The sequence below is a fragment of the Bacillus sp. NPDC094106 genome (genome assembly GCF_044764345.1).
Lineage (GTDB): Bacteria > Bacillota > Bacilli > Bacillales > Bacillaceae_G > Bacillus_A.
Genome location: NZ_JBIWHY010000013.1, coordinates 39129 through 59252 on the forward strand (window position 1 = coordinate 39129; position 20124 = coordinate 59252).

Annotated in this window: 26 protein-coding genes; 12 read left to right on the top strand and 14 right to left on the bottom strand. The window is 35.3% G+C overall.

The window, feature by feature from the left end; translation table 11 throughout:
- The first annotated feature begins 3 nt into the window (after positions 1-3).
- Genes ACIQ7L_RS18685 through ACIQ7L_RS18700 form a run of 4 tightly spaced genes read left to right on the top strand, consistent with a single transcriptional unit; the run spans position 4 to position 1954 of the window.
- The gene (locus tag ACIQ7L_RS18685) at positions 4-396 is read left to right on the top strand and encodes a hypothetical protein (protein ID WP_400570947.1); all 393 of its coding nucleotides are present in this window, start codon (positions 4-6) and stop codon (positions 394-396) included.
- Entirely contained in the window at positions 389-529 is a 141-nt protein-coding gene (locus tag ACIQ7L_RS18690) for a hypothetical protein (RefSeq protein WP_400570948.1), read from the top strand. The genes ACIQ7L_RS18685 and ACIQ7L_RS18690 overlap by 8 nt, the downstream gene beginning before the upstream one ends.
- A gap of 34 nt (positions 530-563) precedes the next feature.
- Positions 564-989, top strand: coding sequence for a phage holin family protein (locus ACIQ7L_RS18695; RefSeq protein ID WP_400570949.1), 426 nt, complete (start codon positions 564-566; stop codon positions 987-989).
- Positions 989-1954 (top strand): N-acetylmuramoyl-L-alanine amidase, encoded by a 966-nt coding sequence (locus tag ACIQ7L_RS18700; RefSeq protein WP_400570950.1) that lies wholly within the window; start codon positions 989-991, stop codon positions 1952-1954. The genes ACIQ7L_RS18695 and ACIQ7L_RS18700 overlap by 1 nt, the downstream gene beginning before the upstream one ends.
- A 100-nt stretch (positions 1955-2054) precedes the next feature.
- Here ACIQ7L_RS18700 and ACIQ7L_RS18705 read toward each other — a convergent pair whose 3' ends face one another.
- The 3 genes from ACIQ7L_RS18705 to ACIQ7L_RS18715 all read right to left on the bottom strand — a co-directional run bounded on the left by ACIQ7L_RS18705 (position 2055) and on the right by ACIQ7L_RS18715 (position 3308).
- Positions 2055-2705, bottom strand: coding sequence for an Ltp family lipoprotein (locus tag ACIQ7L_RS18705; protein WP_400570951.1), 651 nt, complete (start codon positions 2703-2705; stop codon positions 2055-2057).
- A gap of 133 nt (positions 2706-2838) precedes the next feature.
- Positions 2839-3087, bottom strand: coding sequence for a hypothetical protein (locus ACIQ7L_RS18710; RefSeq protein ID WP_400570953.1), 249 nt, complete (start codon positions 3085-3087; stop codon positions 2839-2841).
- Entirely contained in the window at positions 3084-3308 is a 225-nt protein-coding gene (locus ACIQ7L_RS18715; RefSeq protein ID WP_400570954.1) for a LexA family protein, read from the bottom strand. Before ACIQ7L_RS18715 ends, ACIQ7L_RS18710 begins: the two co-directional genes overlap by 4 nt.
- 170 nt (positions 3309-3478) lie before the next feature.
- Between ACIQ7L_RS18715 and ACIQ7L_RS18720 the strand changes: the two genes are divergently transcribed.
- Positions 3479-3841: a hypothetical protein gene (locus tag ACIQ7L_RS18720; RefSeq protein WP_400570955.1), complete on the top strand. Its 363-nt coding sequence runs from the start codon at positions 3479-3481 to the stop codon at positions 3839-3841.
- A 51-nt stretch (positions 3842-3892) separates the two neighbouring features.
- On the opposite strand, the gene ACIQ7L_RS18725 is transcribed toward ACIQ7L_RS18720, so the two are convergent.
- The 6 genes from ACIQ7L_RS18725 to ACIQ7L_RS18750 form a co-directional block, all read right to left on the bottom strand.
- Complete coding sequence (locus tag ACIQ7L_RS18725) at positions 3893-4183, bottom strand: hypothetical protein (protein ID WP_400570956.1); 291 nt, start codon at positions 4181-4183, stop codon at positions 3893-3895.
- 2 nt (positions 4184-4185) lie between these two features.
- Complete coding sequence (locus tag ACIQ7L_RS18730) at positions 4186-4668, bottom strand: hypothetical protein (protein ID WP_400570957.1); 483 nt, start codon at positions 4666-4668, stop codon at positions 4186-4188.
- A 226-nt stretch (positions 4669-4894) separates the two neighbouring features.
- Positions 4895-5908, bottom strand: coding sequence for a zinc-ribbon domain-containing protein (locus tag ACIQ7L_RS18735; RefSeq protein ID WP_400570958.1), 1014 nt, complete (start codon positions 5906-5908; stop codon positions 4895-4897).
- A gap of 5 nt (positions 5909-5913) precedes the next feature.
- Positions 5914-6243, bottom strand: a complete 330-nt coding sequence (locus tag ACIQ7L_RS18740; protein WP_400570959.1) for a hypothetical protein — start codon at positions 6241-6243, stop codon at positions 5914-5916.
- 74 nt (positions 6244-6317) lie between these two features.
- Positions 6318-6488 carry a hypothetical protein gene (locus ACIQ7L_RS18745; RefSeq protein WP_400570960.1) on the bottom strand — a complete coding sequence of 57 codons (171 nt, stop codon included), beginning with the start codon at positions 6486-6488 and terminating at the stop codon, positions 6318-6320.
- A 28-nt stretch (positions 6489-6516) separates the two neighbouring features.
- On the bottom strand, positions 6517-7404 hold the full coding sequence (locus ACIQ7L_RS18750) for a cytosolic protein (protein WP_400570961.1): 888 nt from the start codon (positions 7402-7404) through the stop codon (positions 6517-6519).
- A 983-nt stretch (positions 7405-8387) separates the two neighbouring features.
- On the opposite strand from ACIQ7L_RS18750, the gene ACIQ7L_RS18755 reads away from it, so the two are divergent.
- Positions 8388-8531, top strand: a complete 144-nt coding sequence (locus tag ACIQ7L_RS18755) for a hypothetical protein (RefSeq protein WP_400570962.1) — start codon at positions 8388-8390, stop codon at positions 8529-8531.
- Positions 8532-8609: 78 nt separating this feature from the next.
- Complete coding sequence (locus tag ACIQ7L_RS18760; RefSeq protein WP_400570963.1) at positions 8610-9677, top strand: pyruvate kinase; 1068 nt, start codon at positions 8610-8612, stop codon at positions 9675-9677.
- Between the two features lie 162 nt (positions 9678-9839).
- On the opposite strand, the gene ACIQ7L_RS18765 is transcribed toward ACIQ7L_RS18760, so the two are convergent.
- The 3 genes from ACIQ7L_RS18765 to ACIQ7L_RS18775 are packed head-to-tail and all read right to left on the bottom strand — an operon-like array spanning position 9840 to position 14241.
- Positions 9840-12068: a transglutaminase TgpA family protein gene (locus ACIQ7L_RS18765; RefSeq protein ID WP_400570964.1), complete on the bottom strand. Its 2229-nt coding sequence runs from the start codon at positions 12066-12068 to the stop codon at positions 9840-9842.
- A complete protein-coding gene (locus tag ACIQ7L_RS18770) occupies positions 12065-13279 on the bottom strand; it encodes a DUF58 domain-containing protein (RefSeq protein WP_400570965.1) in 1215 nt (404 codons plus the stop codon). Before ACIQ7L_RS18770 ends, ACIQ7L_RS18765 begins: the two co-directional genes overlap by 4 nt.
- On the bottom strand, positions 13279-14241 hold the full coding sequence (locus ACIQ7L_RS18775; RefSeq protein WP_400570966.1) for an AAA family ATPase: 963 nt from the start codon (positions 14239-14241) through the stop codon (positions 13279-13281). Before ACIQ7L_RS18775 ends, ACIQ7L_RS18770 begins: the two co-directional genes overlap by 1 nt.
- 843 nt (positions 14242-15084) lie before the next feature.
- Here ACIQ7L_RS18775 and ACIQ7L_RS18780 point away from each other — a divergent pair.
- From ACIQ7L_RS18780 to ACIQ7L_RS18790, 3 genes are read left to right on the top strand one after another with little or no spacing between them, the layout of a single operon-like run.
- Complete coding sequence (locus ACIQ7L_RS18780; RefSeq protein ID WP_335358575.1) at positions 15085-15396, top strand: PadR family transcriptional regulator; 312 nt, start codon at positions 15085-15087, stop codon at positions 15394-15396.
- A gap of 4 nt (positions 15397-15400) precedes the next feature.
- Entirely contained in the window at positions 15401-15943 is a 543-nt protein-coding gene (locus ACIQ7L_RS18785) for a DUF1700 domain-containing protein (RefSeq protein ID WP_400570967.1), read from the top strand.
- A 5-nt stretch (positions 15944-15948) separates the two neighbouring features.
- Positions 15949-16749 carry a DUF4097 family beta strand repeat-containing protein gene (locus tag ACIQ7L_RS18790; protein ID WP_400570968.1) on the top strand — a complete coding sequence of 267 codons (801 nt, stop codon included), beginning with the start codon at positions 15949-15951 and terminating at the stop codon, positions 16747-16749.
- 28 nt (positions 16750-16777) lie between these two features.
- Here ACIQ7L_RS18790 and lexA read toward each other — a convergent pair whose 3' ends face one another.
- Positions 16778-17398 (bottom strand): transcriptional repressor LexA, encoded by a 621-nt coding sequence (lexA, locus tag ACIQ7L_RS18795; protein WP_400570969.1) that lies wholly within the window; start codon positions 17396-17398, stop codon positions 16778-16780.
- A gap of 142 nt (positions 17399-17540) precedes the next feature.
- Here lexA and ACIQ7L_RS18800 point away from each other — a divergent pair, with 142 nt between their 5' ends.
- Together ACIQ7L_RS18800 and ACIQ7L_RS18805 are read left to right on the top strand one after the other, a co-directional pair.
- On the top strand, positions 17541-18197 hold the full coding sequence (locus tag ACIQ7L_RS18800; RefSeq protein WP_097897678.1) for a YneB family resolvase-like protein: 657 nt from the start codon (positions 17541-17543) through the stop codon (positions 18195-18197).
- Between the two features lie 45 nt (positions 18198-18242).
- Entirely contained in the window at positions 18243-18482 is a 240-nt protein-coding gene (locus ACIQ7L_RS18805) for a DUF896 domain-containing protein (protein ID WP_097897677.1), read from the top strand.
- 45 nt (positions 18483-18527) lie between these two features.
- Here ACIQ7L_RS18805 and ACIQ7L_RS18810 read toward each other — a convergent pair whose 3' ends face one another.
- The gene (locus ACIQ7L_RS18810; protein ID WP_400570970.1) at positions 18528-20120 is read right to left on the bottom strand and encodes a bifunctional metallophosphatase/5'-nucleotidase; all 1593 of its coding nucleotides are present in this window, start codon (positions 20118-20120) and stop codon (positions 18528-18530) included.
- Between the last annotated feature and the right edge of the window lie 4 nt (positions 20121-20124).

Consider the following 20124-nt stretch of genomic DNA (forward strand, 5'->3'; position numbering starts at 1 on the left):
TTTATGTACTACTACAAGGTTGTAAACTTTATAAACTCTTTTGGTCAAGCAACGTGGCATGGTCTTAACAAAGACCTTAATATTCCTGGCAGTCAAGTATACCCTGTAGACTTACAAGCAGATAATTACTGCCTAGTAATCAATCAGGAGAATGTGAAAAATGAAAGCCTAATAAATTTAACAACAGAAGAGTATGAACGTTTCAAATTAGAAATTACAAGCACAGGTAACCAAGATCAAGAAGGTGAAATGCCGTTGCCAGAACGTGTAGCTCAATTAGAAACAGGACTTGTAGAAATGAGCACATTAGCAGCAGAGCAAGAACAACGTAATATTAGAAATGAACAAGCCATTGTCGAATTAACAACATTAGTAGGAGGAATGCCAAATGTTTAATCAAAAATCTGGTTTAGTAGGTATTTGGACAGACATGGTGAAGGATGGACGATACAAACGTGAACAAGTACCAAAATTATCGAACTTGCGTGAAGAAGTATATAAAAAGTTAGATGAAAGCACTGCTGAATAGTAGGCTTTTTTATTTTGCTCAAAGAGGTGAAACGATGGATCGTATCGATATATTAATTAAATCATTTATAGCTGCCTTCGGTGGCTTTTGTGGCTATTTTTTAGGAGGTTGGGATTTGTCATTGAAAATTTTAGTTACAATGGCTGTTATCGACTACATTACTGGAATGATTGCAGCAACTACACTTGGAGAATTAAAAAGCAAAATCGGATTTCGAGGCATTGCCAAAAAGGTAGTGCTTTTTTTATTGGTTGGAGTTGCAGCGCAGCTAGATATGATGTTCGGCAGTAATAGCGCTATTCGCGAAGCTACAATCTTTTTCTTTGCAGGGAATGAACTACTATCAATCCTAGAGAACGCCGGACGTATGGGGATTAAATTACCTTCGGCATTAACAAATGCAGTTGAGATTTTAGGTAGCAAACAAAAACAGGAAGATAAAAAAGGAGATGTTGAGTAATGCCAACAGCAGCACTTTCAGCAGGTCATAGTCAAAGAGTCCCAGGTTCTAGTAGCATATTTGGAAGAGAGGAATTAGTAGCCCGTGATTTTGTATCCCGTGTAGCTCGTTTTTTCCGTCAAGCTGGATGGGATGTAGTTGATTGTTCGGATAATGTGGGAACGACTAAAACAGACGTATGGAGCAATTGTGCTAATAATCATTTACGTGTTAATAGTGATTTTGATGCAACATTCCATTTGAACTGCTTTAATGGAACAGCAAATGGTACAGAAGTGTTGTATCATCCAAGCTATGGTAACTATAGTAAATGCGAATCCTTAGGTCGAACAGTAGCAAATGCCTTTGGTACAAAATTCCGTGGTGTACCGTCTCGTCCCGATCTTGGCTGGTTAAATAAAACAAAAACAGATTATTATTTTGAATTACTTTTCGTAGATAACGAAAGTGACATGCAAAAATACAACCAAAACGCTGACAAAGCTGCAAAAGCGCTTGTTGAAGCTGTTACAGGTAAATCTATTCAAAATGGAGGTAGCAATCAGATAGCGGGCGATGATTCAATTAAAGAATCAGGTATCGGTATTGCTGTCTCAAAGTATCCTGACGGATACGGTGTGAACTTGTATGAAAACCCTGCTAATCCACAATTTACTGGGCGTATCACTGACCGCACACCTTATCTTATTCTTCAAAGACATTGGAGCGAAAATCCAGAAGAAGAAATGATTAATCTAGGTAGTGACAAACAATGGGCGTATAACAAGCATTTCGATGTTCAATGGTTCCACGCTTACACAAAATATTGGCCTGGGTATCAGATTCGCTGCTTCGATGGTCCAAACGGAAATGATGTCGGTTATGTGGATGGTAGTCAGCCTTATCAGTTGTATAATCGTCAAGGTGGTTATATTGATATTGGCGGCAACTGTTGGGTTAAAGAGGAACATGTAATTATTAAGTAAGGAAAAGAAGCCGGCTCCTATGAGTCGGCTCTTTTTTTGATTTAATAATCATTATAAAACACCCTCAATCAAAGAATAGGATGAGGGTGTTTTTTACGTTTTATTTACCTAAATTATTAATAGCGTAATCGGCTTCTTCTTGTGTGAATTTTTCACCGTTTTCAGAAGTCAGTTGGTCCCTTATCGCTTCTGGTGACATACTCATTGTTTTCTGATAACTTTTTGCTTTTTTCAAGGCATTTTCATTAAAATTGGCTTTCACATTGTCAATTGCGTATTGTGCTTCATCTTCAGCAAATTTTTCACCGTTTTCAGAAACAAGCTGATTATAAATTCCCTTTTTTGACATGTTCATTTTTGCATATGATTCAGCCTTTTTCAAAGCGTTTGCTTTCCAATCAAATTCAAAATTATTTATTGCATAATTAGCAGATTCTGCGGAAAACTTTTCACCATGTTCAGAAACAAGCTGATTATAAATTCCCTGTTTTGACATGTTCATTTTTGCATATGATTTAGCTTTTTTCAAAGCGGACTTATATTCTACAGGAACGTTATCCTGTGCCTTTGTTTCTTCTTTTTTAGGTTCTTCCTTTTTTGCATCTTGCTTTGGTGTTTCTTTTTTAGTTTCTTGTTTTGGCTCAGTAGAAGCTTTTTCTTTTGGATCATTACTTCCATCAATAAGAGCAGCAACAAAGATAATTACAACTAGTGCGAGAACTCCTAAACATCCAAACTTAAAAATTTTCATATAAATATCCTCCTAGCAAAATATATACTGATTCCGATATTTAGTATAACAAATTTCAAAAGGGAATTTCACATATTTTCCTCTTTGTGGAAGGATAGTTGTAAGAAATCGGTTTAGAGTAAGAAATTCATCCCTATAATTGCTTCACTTGTTCAAGTAAATCCATTACTTGCTTATGTGTTTCTTTCCATTCCTCCAAAGAAATTTTTGTTATATCAGAATTGGCTACTAAAAATAGCTTATAAGATTGCCATTCGTACATAAGATGTGCAATCTCTTGTTGGTTATCTTGTTGATTTAATAGATAGGCACTTTGTTTTTGAGCTGCATAAATCTCTTTAATCAATTTATCCCTTTCTGCTGCCATTTGGTTCGTTATCATATAATTCCTCCTTTTAAAATTTTAATTGTTCTTGGTTTAGATGGATCCCGATGAATATAACCGTTATCTTCTAGTTGTATTAAATATCCGTACACAGTTGAACTTGAAGCTAGTCCTACTGCCAATCCGATTTCACGTACAGTTGGAGGATAACCATCTTCTTGTACTTTTTGTTGAATGAAGTTTAAAATCTGAGTTTGTCTGTTATTTAACGGTTTCATCATATAGCCTCTTTCTTATAGGTAATATTTAACTATATGATACAAAAAAAAGAAAACGAATACAAACACGCGTTCGTGTTTTATTTGAGATAAATTTACAAATAAATTACTGTCCATTAATAATCTCTTGCTAAAATTTTATATGAAACTAATTAAAGGAGATGAATCTAGTGGAACTGACAGTACTCGATGAACAAGAGGTAACGGTCACTATAGTAGAAATATCTCAATGCGAAAAGAAATATCATTTCCGTTTGTGCAAAAACAACGAGTTTCTGCAAGTTAATTTTGTTGATGATAAGGATAGGTTTCTAAGTATGTTACCAGTTACAGCAATTGAACGTGGAGTAAACAAGTATAGATTAATAAAAGAAGATAAAAAACATATGGTACGATATGGTGGTTTATCAGGTTGGATATTAGTAGAAGCAAAGGGGAATCAAGAATTGGCTTATGTGAGACCGATGACAATAGAGGAAACTCTGGCACTTCGATATTTAGAAGATAATTATATTGCATATTTAAATTATTAAGCCCCCTCATGTGAGAAGGGCTTAATGATTTAATGTATCTCATTATTAAGTTTAAGTTGTAAAAAAGCGTAGATATGTAAATATTAAACCAACAACTGCAATTCCTGTTCCTACAATCCATTTTATTGATTCGTTTTTATTCTTTCTATGATATTCACGTTCTTCATGGAACATTAGCTGTATGTTTTTTTCGGTTAGTTTCAGACTAGTATTCAACTGTTCTTTAAGATTGTCTAAATCTTTATGAGTAGCATAGTTGCTCATGTCGCCACCACCTCCACCATTACCGTTGTCAGTAACTTTTCGATTTCTATCTTGTATTAATTCTACGATTTCTCCCATAATTATAGCACCTCTTTAATTATAAACGGAATTTTAGTTTCAAATACTTTGTTGTTATTAATAGAAGTTGTTACCCCCATTTCTCCTTGACGCTTGTGGGTAAAGCTCACTTGTAAATAGTAATAATTATTTATAAAATCCACTCCTGAAAAATCATCGTCTATAGGGATGTTTACTTCAAGATATTCATGATCGTACTCTTTATCTTGTTGTTCTTGTGGATCATATTCCCTAACATATCTTCTAACAATAGTAGTTTCTTTTCCTCCAAATTGATGATATAAAGTAATCCATACTGCTACATAATCAAGAGTTTCATGGATATAGGGTAAGGTTCTTTGAGTACGAGAAAGACCTCCGATGGTACATGAGACATTTAAAGTGTTATTTATACCTTTGTACAATGTTAAGTTTGCTAATTGTGAATCTTTATTTGATTGAAACTTAATAGAAGTTAGGGAAGGAAAGAAATTATTTGAACTCATTTATTGTGCCCTCTCTTTTATTAGATTTAAAAGTAAGTATTTTGCTAGAAAAATGAGGCGGATTTCTTTCTTGCTATAATACTTAAAATTTACTTTTAGATAAAGCGCGTAATATAGGTTTTATGATTTCACCTAATATACGATACGCATTAAAAATAGATCTAATTACTTTCATGAAGTTAGAACGGTTTTTGATTTTGCACATCTACTTTTATATATCATGTTCCTAATCGTTTTTACTTAAATTTTCTCGTAATTTATTCTCAAATATAATACGTTGATCTTCTAAATTTCTAGCGGTATGATACTCACCCTTTCTTTTGGTAGAAGTCGTTCTACCTGTTGTTTCTGGAGGATAGCAAACATTACATTTTGCTGTCCCCTCATGCCTAGCTTTTACCATCGCTTTATATTCATTTCCACATTTACCACAAAGCCACCAAATTCTTTCGTTGCATCTTGTAGAAGTTTCTTCAGGAGTAGTAATCCCGTAAACCCCTTTATTTTTAGTAGGATGCCATTCTTTTGCAATCTCTGGATTTAATAAAGCTATTGATTGTTGATACTTTTCACACTTACGACATCCTTTACCGTTTTTAACTCGTAGATTGGCTTTCTCTAACCAAATATGTCCTTCTTTGCAAATCCAGTATACTTCTTCATTAGTAGTATAGAGTGCATCATATGGGGTTTTTGATTTTTGGTTATAGTCATTCTTAAAGATGAACCATTCCTTTGCTATTTCTGGATATACAGCTGCGAAGCAGTTATCTTCACACACTATTTTGTTTGAGCAATATGGACAAGCACTCTGATTATTATGTCTACTCTTGATAGACTCTTTCCATTCATGGTTTCTTTTGCATTTCCACCATCTATATATTATATAGTTACTCTCTTCCTCAAACAAAACGTCTTCTGATGAAATTTCGTTCTTAGTGGGATGCCATTGTTTTGCTAATTCAGGGTCTATGTCCTGTAGGCTTTTAATTTGTCTTGCTTCTTTGATTTCAGTTTTTTGTTCAGCCTTCTTTAATCTCAAACATTTAGGGCATTCTTCATTTTTCTTTAATCTTTCTCCAGGTGTTGCGCCCCATTCGTGCCCTTCCGAACAGATCCACCAAATATATTCATAACTTCCATATGTAATTTCATTAGAATTAATGTTTTCATTTTTTGTAGGATGCCACTCAGACAACAGTTTGTCAGATAGTCTTTTATCGATAATTAAAGAATCCATACTTTTCACCGTTCTCTCTCGTTAATTAAAAACCATTTGCCATCGTTAATCTCTTTGGGACTTATCTCATATTCGTCTAATTCAACTATGTTGTTAGAGTCTTTTTGAAAATATGGTTTTACAAATACTGATGCGTTACCATATGTATATCCATTTTCAGATTCGTCTTTATATGCTTCAATTCTAGAAATTCGCATTTTGTATTCATAGAGAGGGTGAGCAAATTTTTGTTCTAATTTTAAATTGATTTGTGACGGGTTATCGCTATTTATTTCTTCCGCAGATTCTCGAACGGGCTCTCTCCATTCTCTCCATCCCCAAGTTCCTGGATCCATATTATACACCGACCTTTTTGCTATTTTTTATCAAAATCCTAATAGCATTATATCAGACCTTGGATATATTGGTATTATTTATCAATATTGAACTCGAATATATGCTTCTTTTCGATGTGAATTTCATAAACTAGTTTGATACAAAAATCCGCAGCCTCTTGATCATTATGCATAAGAGTAACACCTTCTACTTTGTTATTTTGAAAATCTTTTATTGCTTGTAACATTTCTTCTGTTGTTTTCACGATTTATTCCCCATTTCTAAAGTTTTTATTATGCTTTCATAAACTGTTTGAAAATAGCTAGAGAGTTAGACTGTGCCTGTTCTTTACGCTTAGCAACATTATGGATTTCTCTAAAGCTATCAATGTAGTTGTAGACCATGCTTTTAAATGTTCTTGTAAAGTAACCAATCGGATTTTTCATCAGAGTTCTGTTATGCTCAAATTCATGAGTTTTAGAGAATAGGGTAGAAGCAGCATTTGCAAGAATGTTGTTAAATACATCTTTGTCCGCGAGTAAACTACATTTCTTTTCTGCTTTCTTTGTAATATTCAAGGCATTTTGGAAAGATTCATTAATGACTTTTGGACCAAATGCACTTGCCAATCTCATACGCATAGATTTTGGAACACGATAGTCAATAAAATCTTTATCATTTTCATGAAATTGAATTTCGTGTTCTTTACGTATATTTATATCTTTTATATTTTGTTTTAAGGAAACAGGTGTTGTTTTATTGGTCGGACACTTTGTAGGACTTTTCTTAGGTGTCTTGTTGGACACTTCTTCCACAATAGGTTGAATGATAATTGCATTAGCAGTTTGAAGCATATCAGATTTACGCTTCATAGCTACCTGCTTGATCATGCCCAGGTCTACAAGTTTTTTCATTAAACGTTGCACAGTTTTATAAGATACTTCTAACTTGTCTGCAATCGTATTTTTGCATAGGAAACTAACACCTACATATTTGCAGCTGTGGCGTTTTAAAATTTCAAGTAATGTAATTAATTTAGATTGTACGTCAGTACGCTTAATAGACATACGGATAGTGTCTCTGTATGCACGTACAGTTTTATTTAATTCTTCTACTTCTTTAAATGTAGAAAGATTGTGGAAGGACTCTTCACTGGCGATAACATCAATGCGTTCTTTCATTAGACTCGGGCTCCTTTGTATAAACAAAAAAGCAACAGAATGCCGAATGTAAGCAAACTGTTGCTAGGAGCCCTTACGTACTGTAAAATAGTCCGTAAGAGTACAACAAGTGTTTGCCTATCCAGAGTAGGCGGACGGTATAAGAGTGCTACCAACACTACTTATACACGCTGTGCTCTTTTGTTTTTCATTTGGAAAACTGCCCGGTAATTACCCGAAAGATGCCCGATTTTACCTAGTGTAGTTCGATTTGTTTTGCGGTATCGAATTTTCGAAACGTTGATAAATTAACATTTTGTAGTGGTTTCGATTCGTTTTTATGACCTCAAATATGTTCAGAACGCAAGTTCACCAATGGGAACGCGATCAATATATGTCTCTTTATTAAGAGTTCGAGGCCTTGATACTACGGTATCGGGGTCTTTTTTATTGTGATTTTGCGAGTGCTATAAAATGCCCTGTGAAGGGTACAGGGCATTACAAAGGTTTTCGGTTAAGGGAATACATGACCTTGTTATGATATCACGGGCTGATTGCATGGATTTGCGGACGTTTTGACAATTTTAACAACAAAAAAAGAGTCCTGAGGGAGTCTGGATTCAGGGCTCTAAAGTAAGGGTATTGTCGAATTGTCGAATCGACATCGTAATAATATCATGAATCTATTGGTAAAAGGACTGGTAAATGTGTCCAAATTAAAAGTCCTGGAGGGAGACTCTAGAGCAAATAACAGGGCAATAAAAAAGACAAATGGTAGAGAATGACTTCCTTAGATGTAAAAAGTTTAACACGTAATTTATAAGAACTTTATATACAGGTGTTACAAAAACATGAACATATGGCAGGCGCATCATCAGAAAGGGGAAACAAACGTGGATAAGAAGCGGAAAGAACTAAAATAACTAATAGAAAAAATTGATAGTGAAGAGAAACTTATAAAAATTGAAATAGGGAGAGACCGTTATAAAGAAGTCATCACAGATATGGAAAAGGAATATGGTATCATGTTTGATTTCGCTGCTTTACGAAAGCATCCTGACTGGTATCTAGATATGCCTGATGACATTAGAAAACAAGGGGTAGTCGGCAAATTTGAAGTAAAAGATAGATTTTTCTATGTATCATAACTGCCTGCGATTAATGTCTGTAAAGTATCATTTTTTCCTTTTTATTGGGAATTATAAATAAAAAGGATGGTGCGAAATATGACAATTGATCGAATTTGTACAATTGGACCAGTTAGTAATAATAAAGATACATTATCTCAGTTAATAAAAAACGGTATGAACATTGTTAGGTTAAATTTATCACATGGTTCGCATGAAAGTCATAGGGAAGTAATTCGTTTAGTAAGATCTTTAGATGATTCCATCAAAATTCTAGGTGATCTACAAGGTCCTAAGATTAGATTGGGTTCGATTGAGGGAGAGCGCATTACTCTTCAAACAGGAGCCACTTTTACTTTATACATGCATTCAGTTTCAGGAAGTAACGAGGGAGTAAGCGTTGATTATGCTGGAATTGTTAATGATGTAAAGGGCGGAAGTAGAATTCTAATTAATGATGGAGAAGTTGAATTGGTTGTTGAAAAGATAAGTGCGGAAAAAATAGAGACGAAAGTACAGGTAGGCGGTGATATCGCCTCTCATAAAGGGGTGAATTTGCCAGGTACAATTGTTAATTTACCAGCTATTACAGAGAAGGATAAAAAAGATATTCAGTTTCTTTTGGGAGAGGACGTAGAGTTTATTGCGTGTTCATTTGTTCGACAAGCTTCTCATATAAAGGAAATTCGAGAATTTATACACCTAAAAAAAGAAACTCCTCCTAACTTAATTGCTAAAATTGAAACAATGGAAGCTATCGAAAATTTTCAAGCTATATGTAAAGAAGCAGAGGGAATTATGATTGCAAGAGGAGATTTAGGGGTGGAATTACCGTATCAATTTATCCCGCTTCTACAAAAAATAATGATTCAAGAGTGTAATCATACAAATACATATGTAATTACGGCAACCCAAATGCTACAATCTATGGTGGAGAATTCTATTCCTACAAGGGCTGAAGTAACCGATGTGTTTCAAGCCGTACTAGATGGGACAAATGCTGTCATGCTTTCTGCGGAAAGTGCAGCGGGGGATCATCCGATTGAAAGTATTGAAACATTACGCATAGTTTCTGAATTTGCTGAGTATGTAAGAAAAGATGCGCCTTTTAATATGGGAGATACGCTGAAATTATTACATAAGTCTTTTTCTAAAGTAAAGTTTTAATCAGGGGGGGATGAAGAAAACCCCCACCGATTAAAGTTTCAATTTATCCCGCTATTTGCGGTCAGTAAGATCCCTACCTTAAAATTTGATGAAAACAAAGAAGTTAGGTGGGGATCGGGATGCTTATAAAAGTCTGATTCATTCAAACAGGGCATTTTTCAATCAAATTACCGTATCGAATTCATTTGACTTGGGCGGAGAGGATGCTTTTTTTATGAGTTTTTCCCATAATTGTACAGATTTGTTCCATTCCGATGCGGCATGATTTTTTTGATAAATAGCATTTTCAAAACTAAGAGTGAGTTTTTGCATATCAGTCGAATTGTAAAGGGTATCTACATGGATTGCATATTCTCTCAATGTTTGGCTCTCATTGCGGGGAATGCCGTTTCTCGCCAGTTGTTTTAAAAGTGCGTTGTATGCCTTTGAATAAACAGCATCTCCCTTTCGGTATTTATAGAAGAAAAGGATAAAAAATGCGAACCACTTTATTCTAGTAGTAAAGAGGACATAGCTAAGTATGCTCATTGATATAATACAAAGGAACAAATACCACCATGAAAACGTTTTTTTTGAATCGACGATCTTTCCGTTAGATGGAACTTCCGTATTCTCTATTACATTCTTTTGTTTTACTCCTTCGTTTTGCTGGGGAATCTCTTCATTGCTAGGTACCGTGGTTGCGCTATTTTGTGAGATGGGAGCTGAAGTATCGTGTGTGAAGTTATACGGGTTGTTAAAACCTTTTGTTGGTTCGAATGGGACCCACCCGTATCCCGGAAAGTATACTTCCACCCAAGAGTGAGCATTTTTATTAGTGATTGTGTAAATGTTCTTATACTCTGAATCAGTCAATTTGTTTTCAAGAGTGCCTCCTGTATATCCTTTCACCCAGCGTGAGGGAATTCCGATAGAGCGAAGTAAAACAATCATAGATGTTGAAAAATTATTACAGTATCCGCTTTTTGTATCGAAGATAAACTGATCTGTATAATCTTGATCCTTTCCGGGAACCTTAACATGTTCTATTTCATATACAAAGGAATTATCTGCGAAGTAGCTTTCAATAGCTAATACTTGATCATATCGATTGTTTTTATCTTTTGTAAGATTTATCGCCAAATCTTTTACCCTCTTTGGTAATGAACCGGGTAGCTGTGTATACTTTGCTATGAAATAAGGGCTTGCCTCTAGACCCTCCGCTGCTTTTACAGCTTTTAAGTTTTCAATAGAAAAATAAGGAGTCTCATAAGCCACCTTGTATTTGTTTAAGGTCATGGAATAATTGTCTTTCATTACATATATTTTTTCCGAAAAGGGATCTGCACTGAATGATGCATTAGAAGTAGCCTCAACCGATATTAATCCTGCGGGATAAATAAGGTGAGGATAGTCTTTTTGCATGGTGATAATCGCTTCGGTAGTTTCCGTTTTTGTATTCGGCTCATACCAACTCACTACGTTGTTTTTATTCTTAAAAGAAACTTTTTTTGGAGTTTCAGAAATTTCCCAACCCTTTCCGGTATAAAAGTCTTTTGTTTCCACTCTCCAATATTGACTGTTTTGCATTTGCGCCGTGAAAACAATTGTGTCGTCCCATTTAAAAGGACCGCCTAATTGAGAGTCATCCATACTGTAACCAGATTTGCTGATTTCTGTTTCCTTATTAGCTGAAGGCGAATCAAATTTTAAGAAAGTATCAATATTAGACCATTGAGGACCAGGTTTTGGAGCGAAATATCCAAGGGTTATCGCAAGTATAATAGATACAGCAGTCGGTACGAGTAATTTCGGTGTAAATTTGGTGTACTTTTGTAGGTTTTCGGACGTTTTTATGCGTTCAGTATGGAGAAGACTGAGCATGAAAAAACCAGTTATAATTGTACGGATAATCGCTCTATTCATGTCGTGTAATCCGGATATATCAAAAATTGTGATATAAATAATGGTTAAGGTAAGAAATAAGAGCCCACGTTTTTGGCGAATAATCCAATAGAGGATGAGGAAGCACAAAAACCAGAGCACTAGAAAAAATAAGAAGGTCTGAAAGACTTTGGAAAGATCCCACCAGTTTGCTTGAAAGAGGAGGGTGATATTACGAGAAAAATCAGACAAGAATTCTATCAACCAGGCAGGATGAATAAAGCTTCCCTTATAATCTACTGAATGAATCATAAATAAGATGGCTACAATCTTTATAGAAATTTGAAATCGCACTTGAAAAAAAGAGAGAACGAAGCAAATTCCTATAAATCCTGTAAAGAGATTCAGTCTTACCATGTCTGTAACTTCTATAAGTGGCCTTAACCATTCTAATAAAATGAGAAAACCGAATATATGCATTAGGAAACTACTAATATTCCGTTTATTATTTGAAGGTAATGTTCTCATTTGCTCACCCCGAAAAATACATTTGCATAATGATTCCCATAAACCGCTTTCACAAATATTTTTTGTTTTCGCAGTGTTTCGAGTACGTTTAGCTCCCGATTTGAGAACTGATGTGCTTTTTCTTTGACGACAAATATCATGAGCCTACTGTTTTTCATTGACATACTTTCAGCAGTTTTTTGAATATCGGGAGAAAGATTACTTGTCACAAGTACGAATGTTATTGGTTGATAGATTTTCTTTAACTCCATTTCTATAGTTTGAGAGAGCGAGAACATATTGTCTGCTTGTACTTTTGCTAAATGACAGAAAATTTGTTGTAATTGTGTCTCTCCATGATGTAAAGAGAAAATGGTTTGTTCTTTTCCGGTGGATATGAATGATGCTTGTGAATCCTGTTTTAAGATAGATCTTATGAGAGAAGCTGTAAACGTAACAACCAATTCAAACATGGGAGAGGGCGTTCTGTCCATAAAAATTACGGCATCATGACTTCGCTGTTGTTCAAACTCTTTCGTCATAATATTGTTTTTTCGAGCAGTTGTCTTCCAATCGATCCATGAAAAACGGTCACCGGGTTTATAACCTCTGACACCAGCTGAGACTGTTGTATCTCTTGCTATATTCACATTTGAGGAAAGCGTTCCTTGTTCGAAATAGCTTTCCACTTTTCTATAAGCTATGTCTACATATTGAGGGTACACTAAAAATTTATTGGGAACTGAAAAGATTGTTTCTTTTTCAATAATCCCGAATACATCACCAGTTTTTACACGCACATTCGAAAAGGTGTGTTCCCCTCTAGGGATTGCGTTAATTACATATTGGTATGAAATATTTCGTTTGAATCCTGGAAATAATAATACTTTTGCACTTTTTGATTGTTTGCGGTTTTTGAATTCCATGGGTAGCACTTCCTCTACAATTAAATAAAGCAAGGGAAAAGGGATTTTCCGCTTTATTGTAATAGTACCTAAAAATTGCTGCCCGGCGGTGTACTCCTTTTGATTTGTTATACGCCTCACTTCAGCGTTCCATAGGGCACAAAAGGGCAACAATAATGAATAAAGACCGAAAGGAATAAAACTGTAAAATAGAAACCAACTTACGAATTTTCCTTGTAACATGGTGTATATAAATGTTAAAGCAATGAATAAAACAATCAACGATATCTTTCCGACATTATGAACTGCTCGTAATAGCTGTTTCATCAGGAGTTTTTTTCCTTTTGAGCCGGAACTGGAGTCCGGGCGAGAATTTTTGTAATGATACTTTCTGGTGTTAGCCCTTCAAATTTCGCCTCTATTTTTAAAATGAGTCTGTGGGACAAAACATATGGCGCTAAAAATTTAACATCATCAGGAATGACATAGTCCCTGCCATTTATGAGCGCATACGCCTGTGAAGCTTTCATTAAAGCAATGGAACCACGCGGACTAGCTCCTAGTTGAACGGAGTTATAAGAGCGGGTTTGATTAACGAGTTTTACGATGTAGTGCTTGATGGCTTTGGCCGTATATATTTCCCGTACGTTTTGTTGTAAGTGTAGTAATTCTCCTATTGTAATAACAGCTTGTAAATGAGAAATAGGCTTTGTTTTTTCTATACGATTTAAAACTTCAAACTCTTCTTCCGGTGTGGGATAGCCCATTTTTAGCTTTAGTAAGAAACGGTCAAGCTGAGCTTCTGGTAAAGGATATGTTCCTTCATACTCAATTGGGTTTTGTGTAGCTATTACAAAAAATGGTTTCGGTAAAGGTCTTGTTATCCCATCTACGGTTATATTGCCTTCCTCCATACTTTCAAGCAAGGCTGATTGCGTTTTCGGTGATGTACGGTTAATTTCATCAGCTAGTACAATATTTCCCATAATAGGTCCTGACATAAATTTAAATTGTAATTCTTTCGGATTATAAATAGAAACACCTGTTACATCTGATGGCAGTAAATCAGGAGTGAATTGAATCCGTTTGAAATTTGCATCGATGGATTTGGCAAGGGCTTGTACCATCATTGTCTTACCAACACCTGGAACATCTTCTAGTAATACATGACCTTCAGCTAAGAGAGCCGCTAAGGTCAGGGTAATTTCCTTTCGTTTTCCGACCATCACCTTCTCAATATTATGGATTATCTTTTCTACAACTGAATGCAAAGAATCAAGTTGCGTCATCGTACCACCCCAATTTCTTTTTCTAGTTCATTCAATCTATCCCGCTATTTCTGGGCAGTAAGACCCCATCTCAAAATCTGGAGAAAACAAAGAAGTTAGGGAGGGGATGAACTGCCAGTAAAAGATCGATGGTTTAGCTAATAATTAGTGGGGATGAAGAAAAACCCACTTACTAAAGTTTCACTTTATTGTGATAAATATGGTCTATGTAAATAATTCGTGTAAAATAAAATTTGTTTTTTGGATTTTTGTTTCAGGGGAAAGCAAACCTAAGGACGATGAAAGAAAAATTACTTGAAATAGTTGGTACTATTGAGGAATTTACTCCTTTTATTACTTTATATAATTTCTATGTCATCTAAGGAAATCCTACTCTACGTTTTTAATTATTTTGTTTTGATATAAAAATATTTCACTAGAAACATAGATTAACCGGTATCAGGTAATAACTAAAAAGAACCTTTTTAAGTATATAAATCCATTTTAATTTTTCGACATCTAAATCCCTGCTATGCAGAATAAAAAGTCACCTACACTCGTTTGCTTTTTCTGCTTTTACTTCGCATGTGGCAGAAACAGGCCCTGACCGCTTCTATGCATGGCCAGATCCTCTCTCCCACCTAAAAAGAGGGGTTTTATGTCGGTTTTTTATTTGATGTATATATAGAAACTCATGTTTCAATGAGATGTGAGTTTTTAAATTAATATAGTGTAAGGAAAAGAGGGGAGTAAACATTTATTACATAGACAACAGTACCTTGCAATAAACAATAGTAAATGGTATATTATGGTTAAGGTAAGTACCTTATATTGAATAGTACTGACTGGGAAGGAGGATTGTCTTTGAACGTCCAGTTTAAAAAAGGTGTGCTAGAGCTTTGTGTACTGGCACTTGTGAAAAGAAAAGATTGCTACGGTTATGAACTCGTTCAGCAAATCTCTAATAAATTTTTAATATCGGAAGGCTCGGTGTACCCGCTATTACGTCGGTTAACAAAAGAGGGGTATTTTCAAACGTATTTAAAAGAATCAACGGAAGGGCCACCGCGTAAATATTATCAATTAACAAATCAAGGGGAAGCACAACTCCATTTACTTGTAACGGAGTGGCGCGATTTTGCTAAAGGGGTACAAGAAATTATTGAAGAGGTGTAATGGGATGAATAAAGAACAGTTTCTTCGCGAATTATCGGAACAGCTTAGAAAGCTCCCAGAAGAAGAAAGGCGAGATATTTTATATGACTATGAAGAGCATTTTCAGTTTGGATTCGAAGAGGGGAAGACAGAATCTGAAATTGTAAAAGGGCTCGGTTCGCCAAAAACAATTGCGAAAGAAATGCTAGCTTTATATCGTTTTGATGAGATGAAAAAGGATCCTTCTGCTTCCAATATAACAAGAGCTGTAATGGCAGCAATTGGTCTTAGTTTATTAAATTTTATTATTGTATTAGGTCCTTTAATCGCAATTGTAAGTTTTATATTTGCGCTTTGGGTTGGCGGAATTGCCAGTGTAATTTCACCATTCTTTGTAATTATTAAAATACTAATGGGCAATTTCTTATGGCTGGATGTATTTGTTGCTATTACGTTTGTTGGCGTGGGGTTATTGTTGTGCATAGGAGCTTACTACTGTACAAACTGGTTTAAAAATTTTTGTGTGCGCTATGTCAATTGGAATCTCAAAATGATTAAAGGGGAGTAGGGAAATTGAAAAAAATATTGTTAGGGGCTGTTGCGTGTATCATTATTGGGGTGATTGGTATATCGCAAACATATACAAAAACAGTAGCTGCAGTGGAAAAGGGAGACACGGAAAAGGTTATTAAAAATGAAGCAATTAAGAATGTAGAAATTGCTTTGGACGCTGGAGATGTTACGATTCAGAAAGGGAATGATTCCTCTTTTTATGTAAAACAGTCAGGTAATTTGGAAAACCAAAAAGTTACTATTGATGAAAAAGGCGATACATTAAAGGTGCAAGGAAAAGTGAAAAAAGGAATTTCATTTGATTTTTCATTTTTATCTTTTGGGTTTAAAACGCCTGAAATAACGGTTGTTATTCCAGAACGAGCATATCAAGAATTAAAGGTGAATTCATCTGCAGGGAAGATAGAAGTGAGTGATGTAAAAAGTGATTATGTAAACGTTTTGACACTTGGTGGGGACGTAGAATTAGAGAAAATAACGGCAAAAAAGGTCGAAGGGTCTTCTGAAGCTGGTGAAATAAAAGTAAAGCAAGTAAGCGGGAAAGTTGTAGCGAAAACAACAGGTGGAGATGTGGATGTTATTGATCATGACTCTAAATACGATGTGGAAGCAAGTTCAACTGCTGGAGATATTGATATTCGTTTACTCGAGAAGCCTCAAGATGCGACTGTCAGTGGAAAGACTTATGCAGGGGAAGTGAGAATTTTTAAGGAAGAAGATAGGGATGTAACGCTTGGAAATGGTAGTGTGAAAATTAATGGGAAAACGTCTGCTGGAGACGTTACAATTGAAGTGAATTAAAAAAATAGACCAGAGATGGTCTATTTTTTTAATGTAAATCACGATATACGCCAATTACTTTCCCGATAACCGATACTTGTTTTAAAATGATAGGTTCAAGGGAAGAGTTTTCCGGTTGTAAGCGAAAATGATCTTTTTCCTTATAAAAACGTTTTACTGTTGCTTCATTATCTTCTGTTAATGCAACCACAATCTCACCGTTGTATGCAGAATGCTGCTGGCGAACAACAACTAAATCTCCATCGAAGATACCTGCTTCAATCATACTATCTCCAGAAATTCGTAACATAAACACTTGGTCTGCTCCAGCAACGATACTTGCAGGGAGTGGGAAGTGTTCTTCTACACTTTCAACGGCTGTAATCGGTAAACCAGCTGTAACTTTTCCGACAATTGGTACTTGAACAACTGATTGTGTGTTTGTATCAATTCTTTCGTCTCCCAAAATTTCAATGGCTCTTGGTTTTGTTGGATCACGTCGAATATAACCTTTCTCTTCTAGACGTGATAAATGTCCGTGCACTGTAGAACTAGAAGCAAGGCCGACTGCTTGACCAATTTCACGTACGGAAGGTGGATAACCTTTTTCTTGTACTTTTAGTTTAATGAAGTCGAGAATGTCTTGCTGGCGCTTTGTTAACTTTTCCATGTTTTTTAACACCTCGTTTTCTTTTAATTTTCTTATTAATAAGTATAACACGCGAAAAAACATTCTACAAACATAAGTTCGAACAGAATCTGAATTTATGCTAAACTAATAGAAAAATCAAAATGAGGAAGAGGGTTTCAAAATGAATGCAATCATTTATGCTCGTGTAAGTACAACAAAAGAAGCGCAGGAAACATCGTTAGCACGTCAAAAAGATGAATTGTTGCATTTAGCTGATCGGTATCAAATGAATGTTATCAAGGTAATTGAGGAGCAGGCGAGCGGCTATACAATTGAGCGTGATGGTATATTAGAGGTACTAGATATCATTCGGGATGAACAGGTTGATGTACTACTTATTCAAGATGAAACACGTCTTGGTAGAGGGAATGCAAAGATTGCCTTAATGCACTGTTTACATAAAGAAGGAGTAAAAGTGTATACACATACGCATAATGGTGAATTACAGCTTTCAGATTCTGATTCAATGGTACTCAATATTATTGGCATAGTAGAAGAATATCAGAGAAAAATTCATAATTTAAAGATTAAACGTGGTATGCAAAGAGCGGTAGAAAAAGGATTTCGCCCAGAAAAAAATCTAAAAAATCGTCATTTAAGTACAGGGCGTGAGAAAAAAGAAGTACCAATTGAAGAGATTGTACGTTTGCGCCGAAATGAATTAACATTTGAAGAAATTGCTGCGACACTTCGTGGCTTTGGGCATGATGTATCAAAAGCTACGGTACACCGCAGATACGTGGAGTATACGAAGCAATTGCTTGATAAACAGGACTAACTATTGTATGATAATAATCAGTTTTAAGTAGAAAGGGGATTCGAGATGCTAAGTCACGAACTCATTGAACGTATTAACTTCTTAGCGAAAAAAGCAAAAGCTGAAGGTTTAACTGAAGAAGAACAACGTGAGCGCCAATCGCTCCGTGAACAATATTTAAAAGGATTTCGTCAAAATATGCTAAACGAATTAAAAGGAATTAAAGTCGTTAACGAAGAGGGGAAAGATATTACCCCGTCGAAATTAAAAGCACTAAAGAAGCAAGATAATGAAAAATTAAATTAAAAGATGGGCAGAGCCCATCTTTTTTGATTTTAATAGAAACATTAGTTATTTGATAACTTTCCAATTCTGGTTAGTTGTCGCTTCAATTGTTCCTCGTTCTAATATGTAATTCGCAATAAGTTCAGACATATCAATGGGTACATCTTTTACGATGGGCTTATTTTGATACATAAAATAATTTCCGCCCCCACTTGCACGATAATTATTCATGACTACATCATATTCTTGATCAAATTGAATAGGGGCCCCGTCGTATTGTAAGGAAACTACTCTTTCACCAACTGGTTGTGAAATGTTTAATATGTAGGAAATTCCTTCCCACATATCGTAATTATAATGCTGCGGTTTTGGTTCAATATAAGCCGGGTTTACAATAATTTCCCCATCTGTATGCAACATGAAATATTCAGCAGATAGCTCAAGAGCTTCTTTTATATCTTTCCCTGTAACACGTATGACCCTTAATGTATTTGGATAAATATAATTTGAAACAATATCTCTCATTGTAATATGTTTTGGAAAGCCAGAAGATTCATTATGAAACAGGCTTGTACAAGAAATGTTGACTCCAGCTACCTCCATTTGTACTTTATTTATAAATTCGATAAAGGGATGAGCTTGTAAACGTACTTGCATTGCATCATGAATTCGCATGTCACCAATGATGGTGCCGATTGGCTGATCGAGCCATTTTTGTGTCTGGTTTTCATAGCTAGATACAAGTTCAAGCACTTCTTCGTCTGCTTGAACACCTTGTGCAGATAACAGTTCTGAATGACATTTCTTGATTATCCACCGATTGTTATTTTGTTCTAACTCCACTTGAACTTTCCCTAATGAATGGCCATTACATCCAGTTTGTAAAACTGTTACACCGTTTACTTTTGTATTAGAAATATAGCGGTGTTGGTGTCCAGTTAATAATATATCGATTCCTTCTATTTCTTGGCACATTGCATATCCTTGATTTTCTCCTGTTAAAATTTCCGTTGGTTCTCCAGTTTGTAAATCACGTTCAAAACCACCATGATATGCTACGACCAATAAGTCTGGTTGCTCGTGTTTACGAATGTGAGAAACCCATTTTTTTGTTGTTTCTAGCGCATCTTCAAATAGTAAATCTTTAATATGATGCGGCAATTCCCAATTCGGAATGTAATGCGTTGTAACTCCCAAGATAGCGATTTTTATAGTAGGTTGTATATGTTTAATGATATATGGTTTCCCAAAGTAAGGTTTTTTTGTCTGCTTATTTAAAATATTTGCGGATAGATAGGGCATAGTTGAATCTGATACCGCTTTGTTTAATACATCCATTCCATAATTAAACTCGTGATTTCCAATAATGGCTGCATCATAACCGATGTGATTGGCGAGTAGAGTCATTGGATTGTTTTTATGTTGCTCATATGTAGCGTAGTGATAAGTGAATGGAGTTCCTTGAATGAAATCACCATTGTCGATTACAATTACATGTTCATATTGGGAACGCTCTTGTTTGATACGGGTTGCTATTTTTGCTAACCCTATTTCTGCTGTTTCGTTATTTCGATAGTGCAGTGGATAAACAGTACCGTGTACATCGCTTGTTAATAGAAGATTTATGTGTACAGTATCATGTTGGTTCAAAAGTATCATCCCC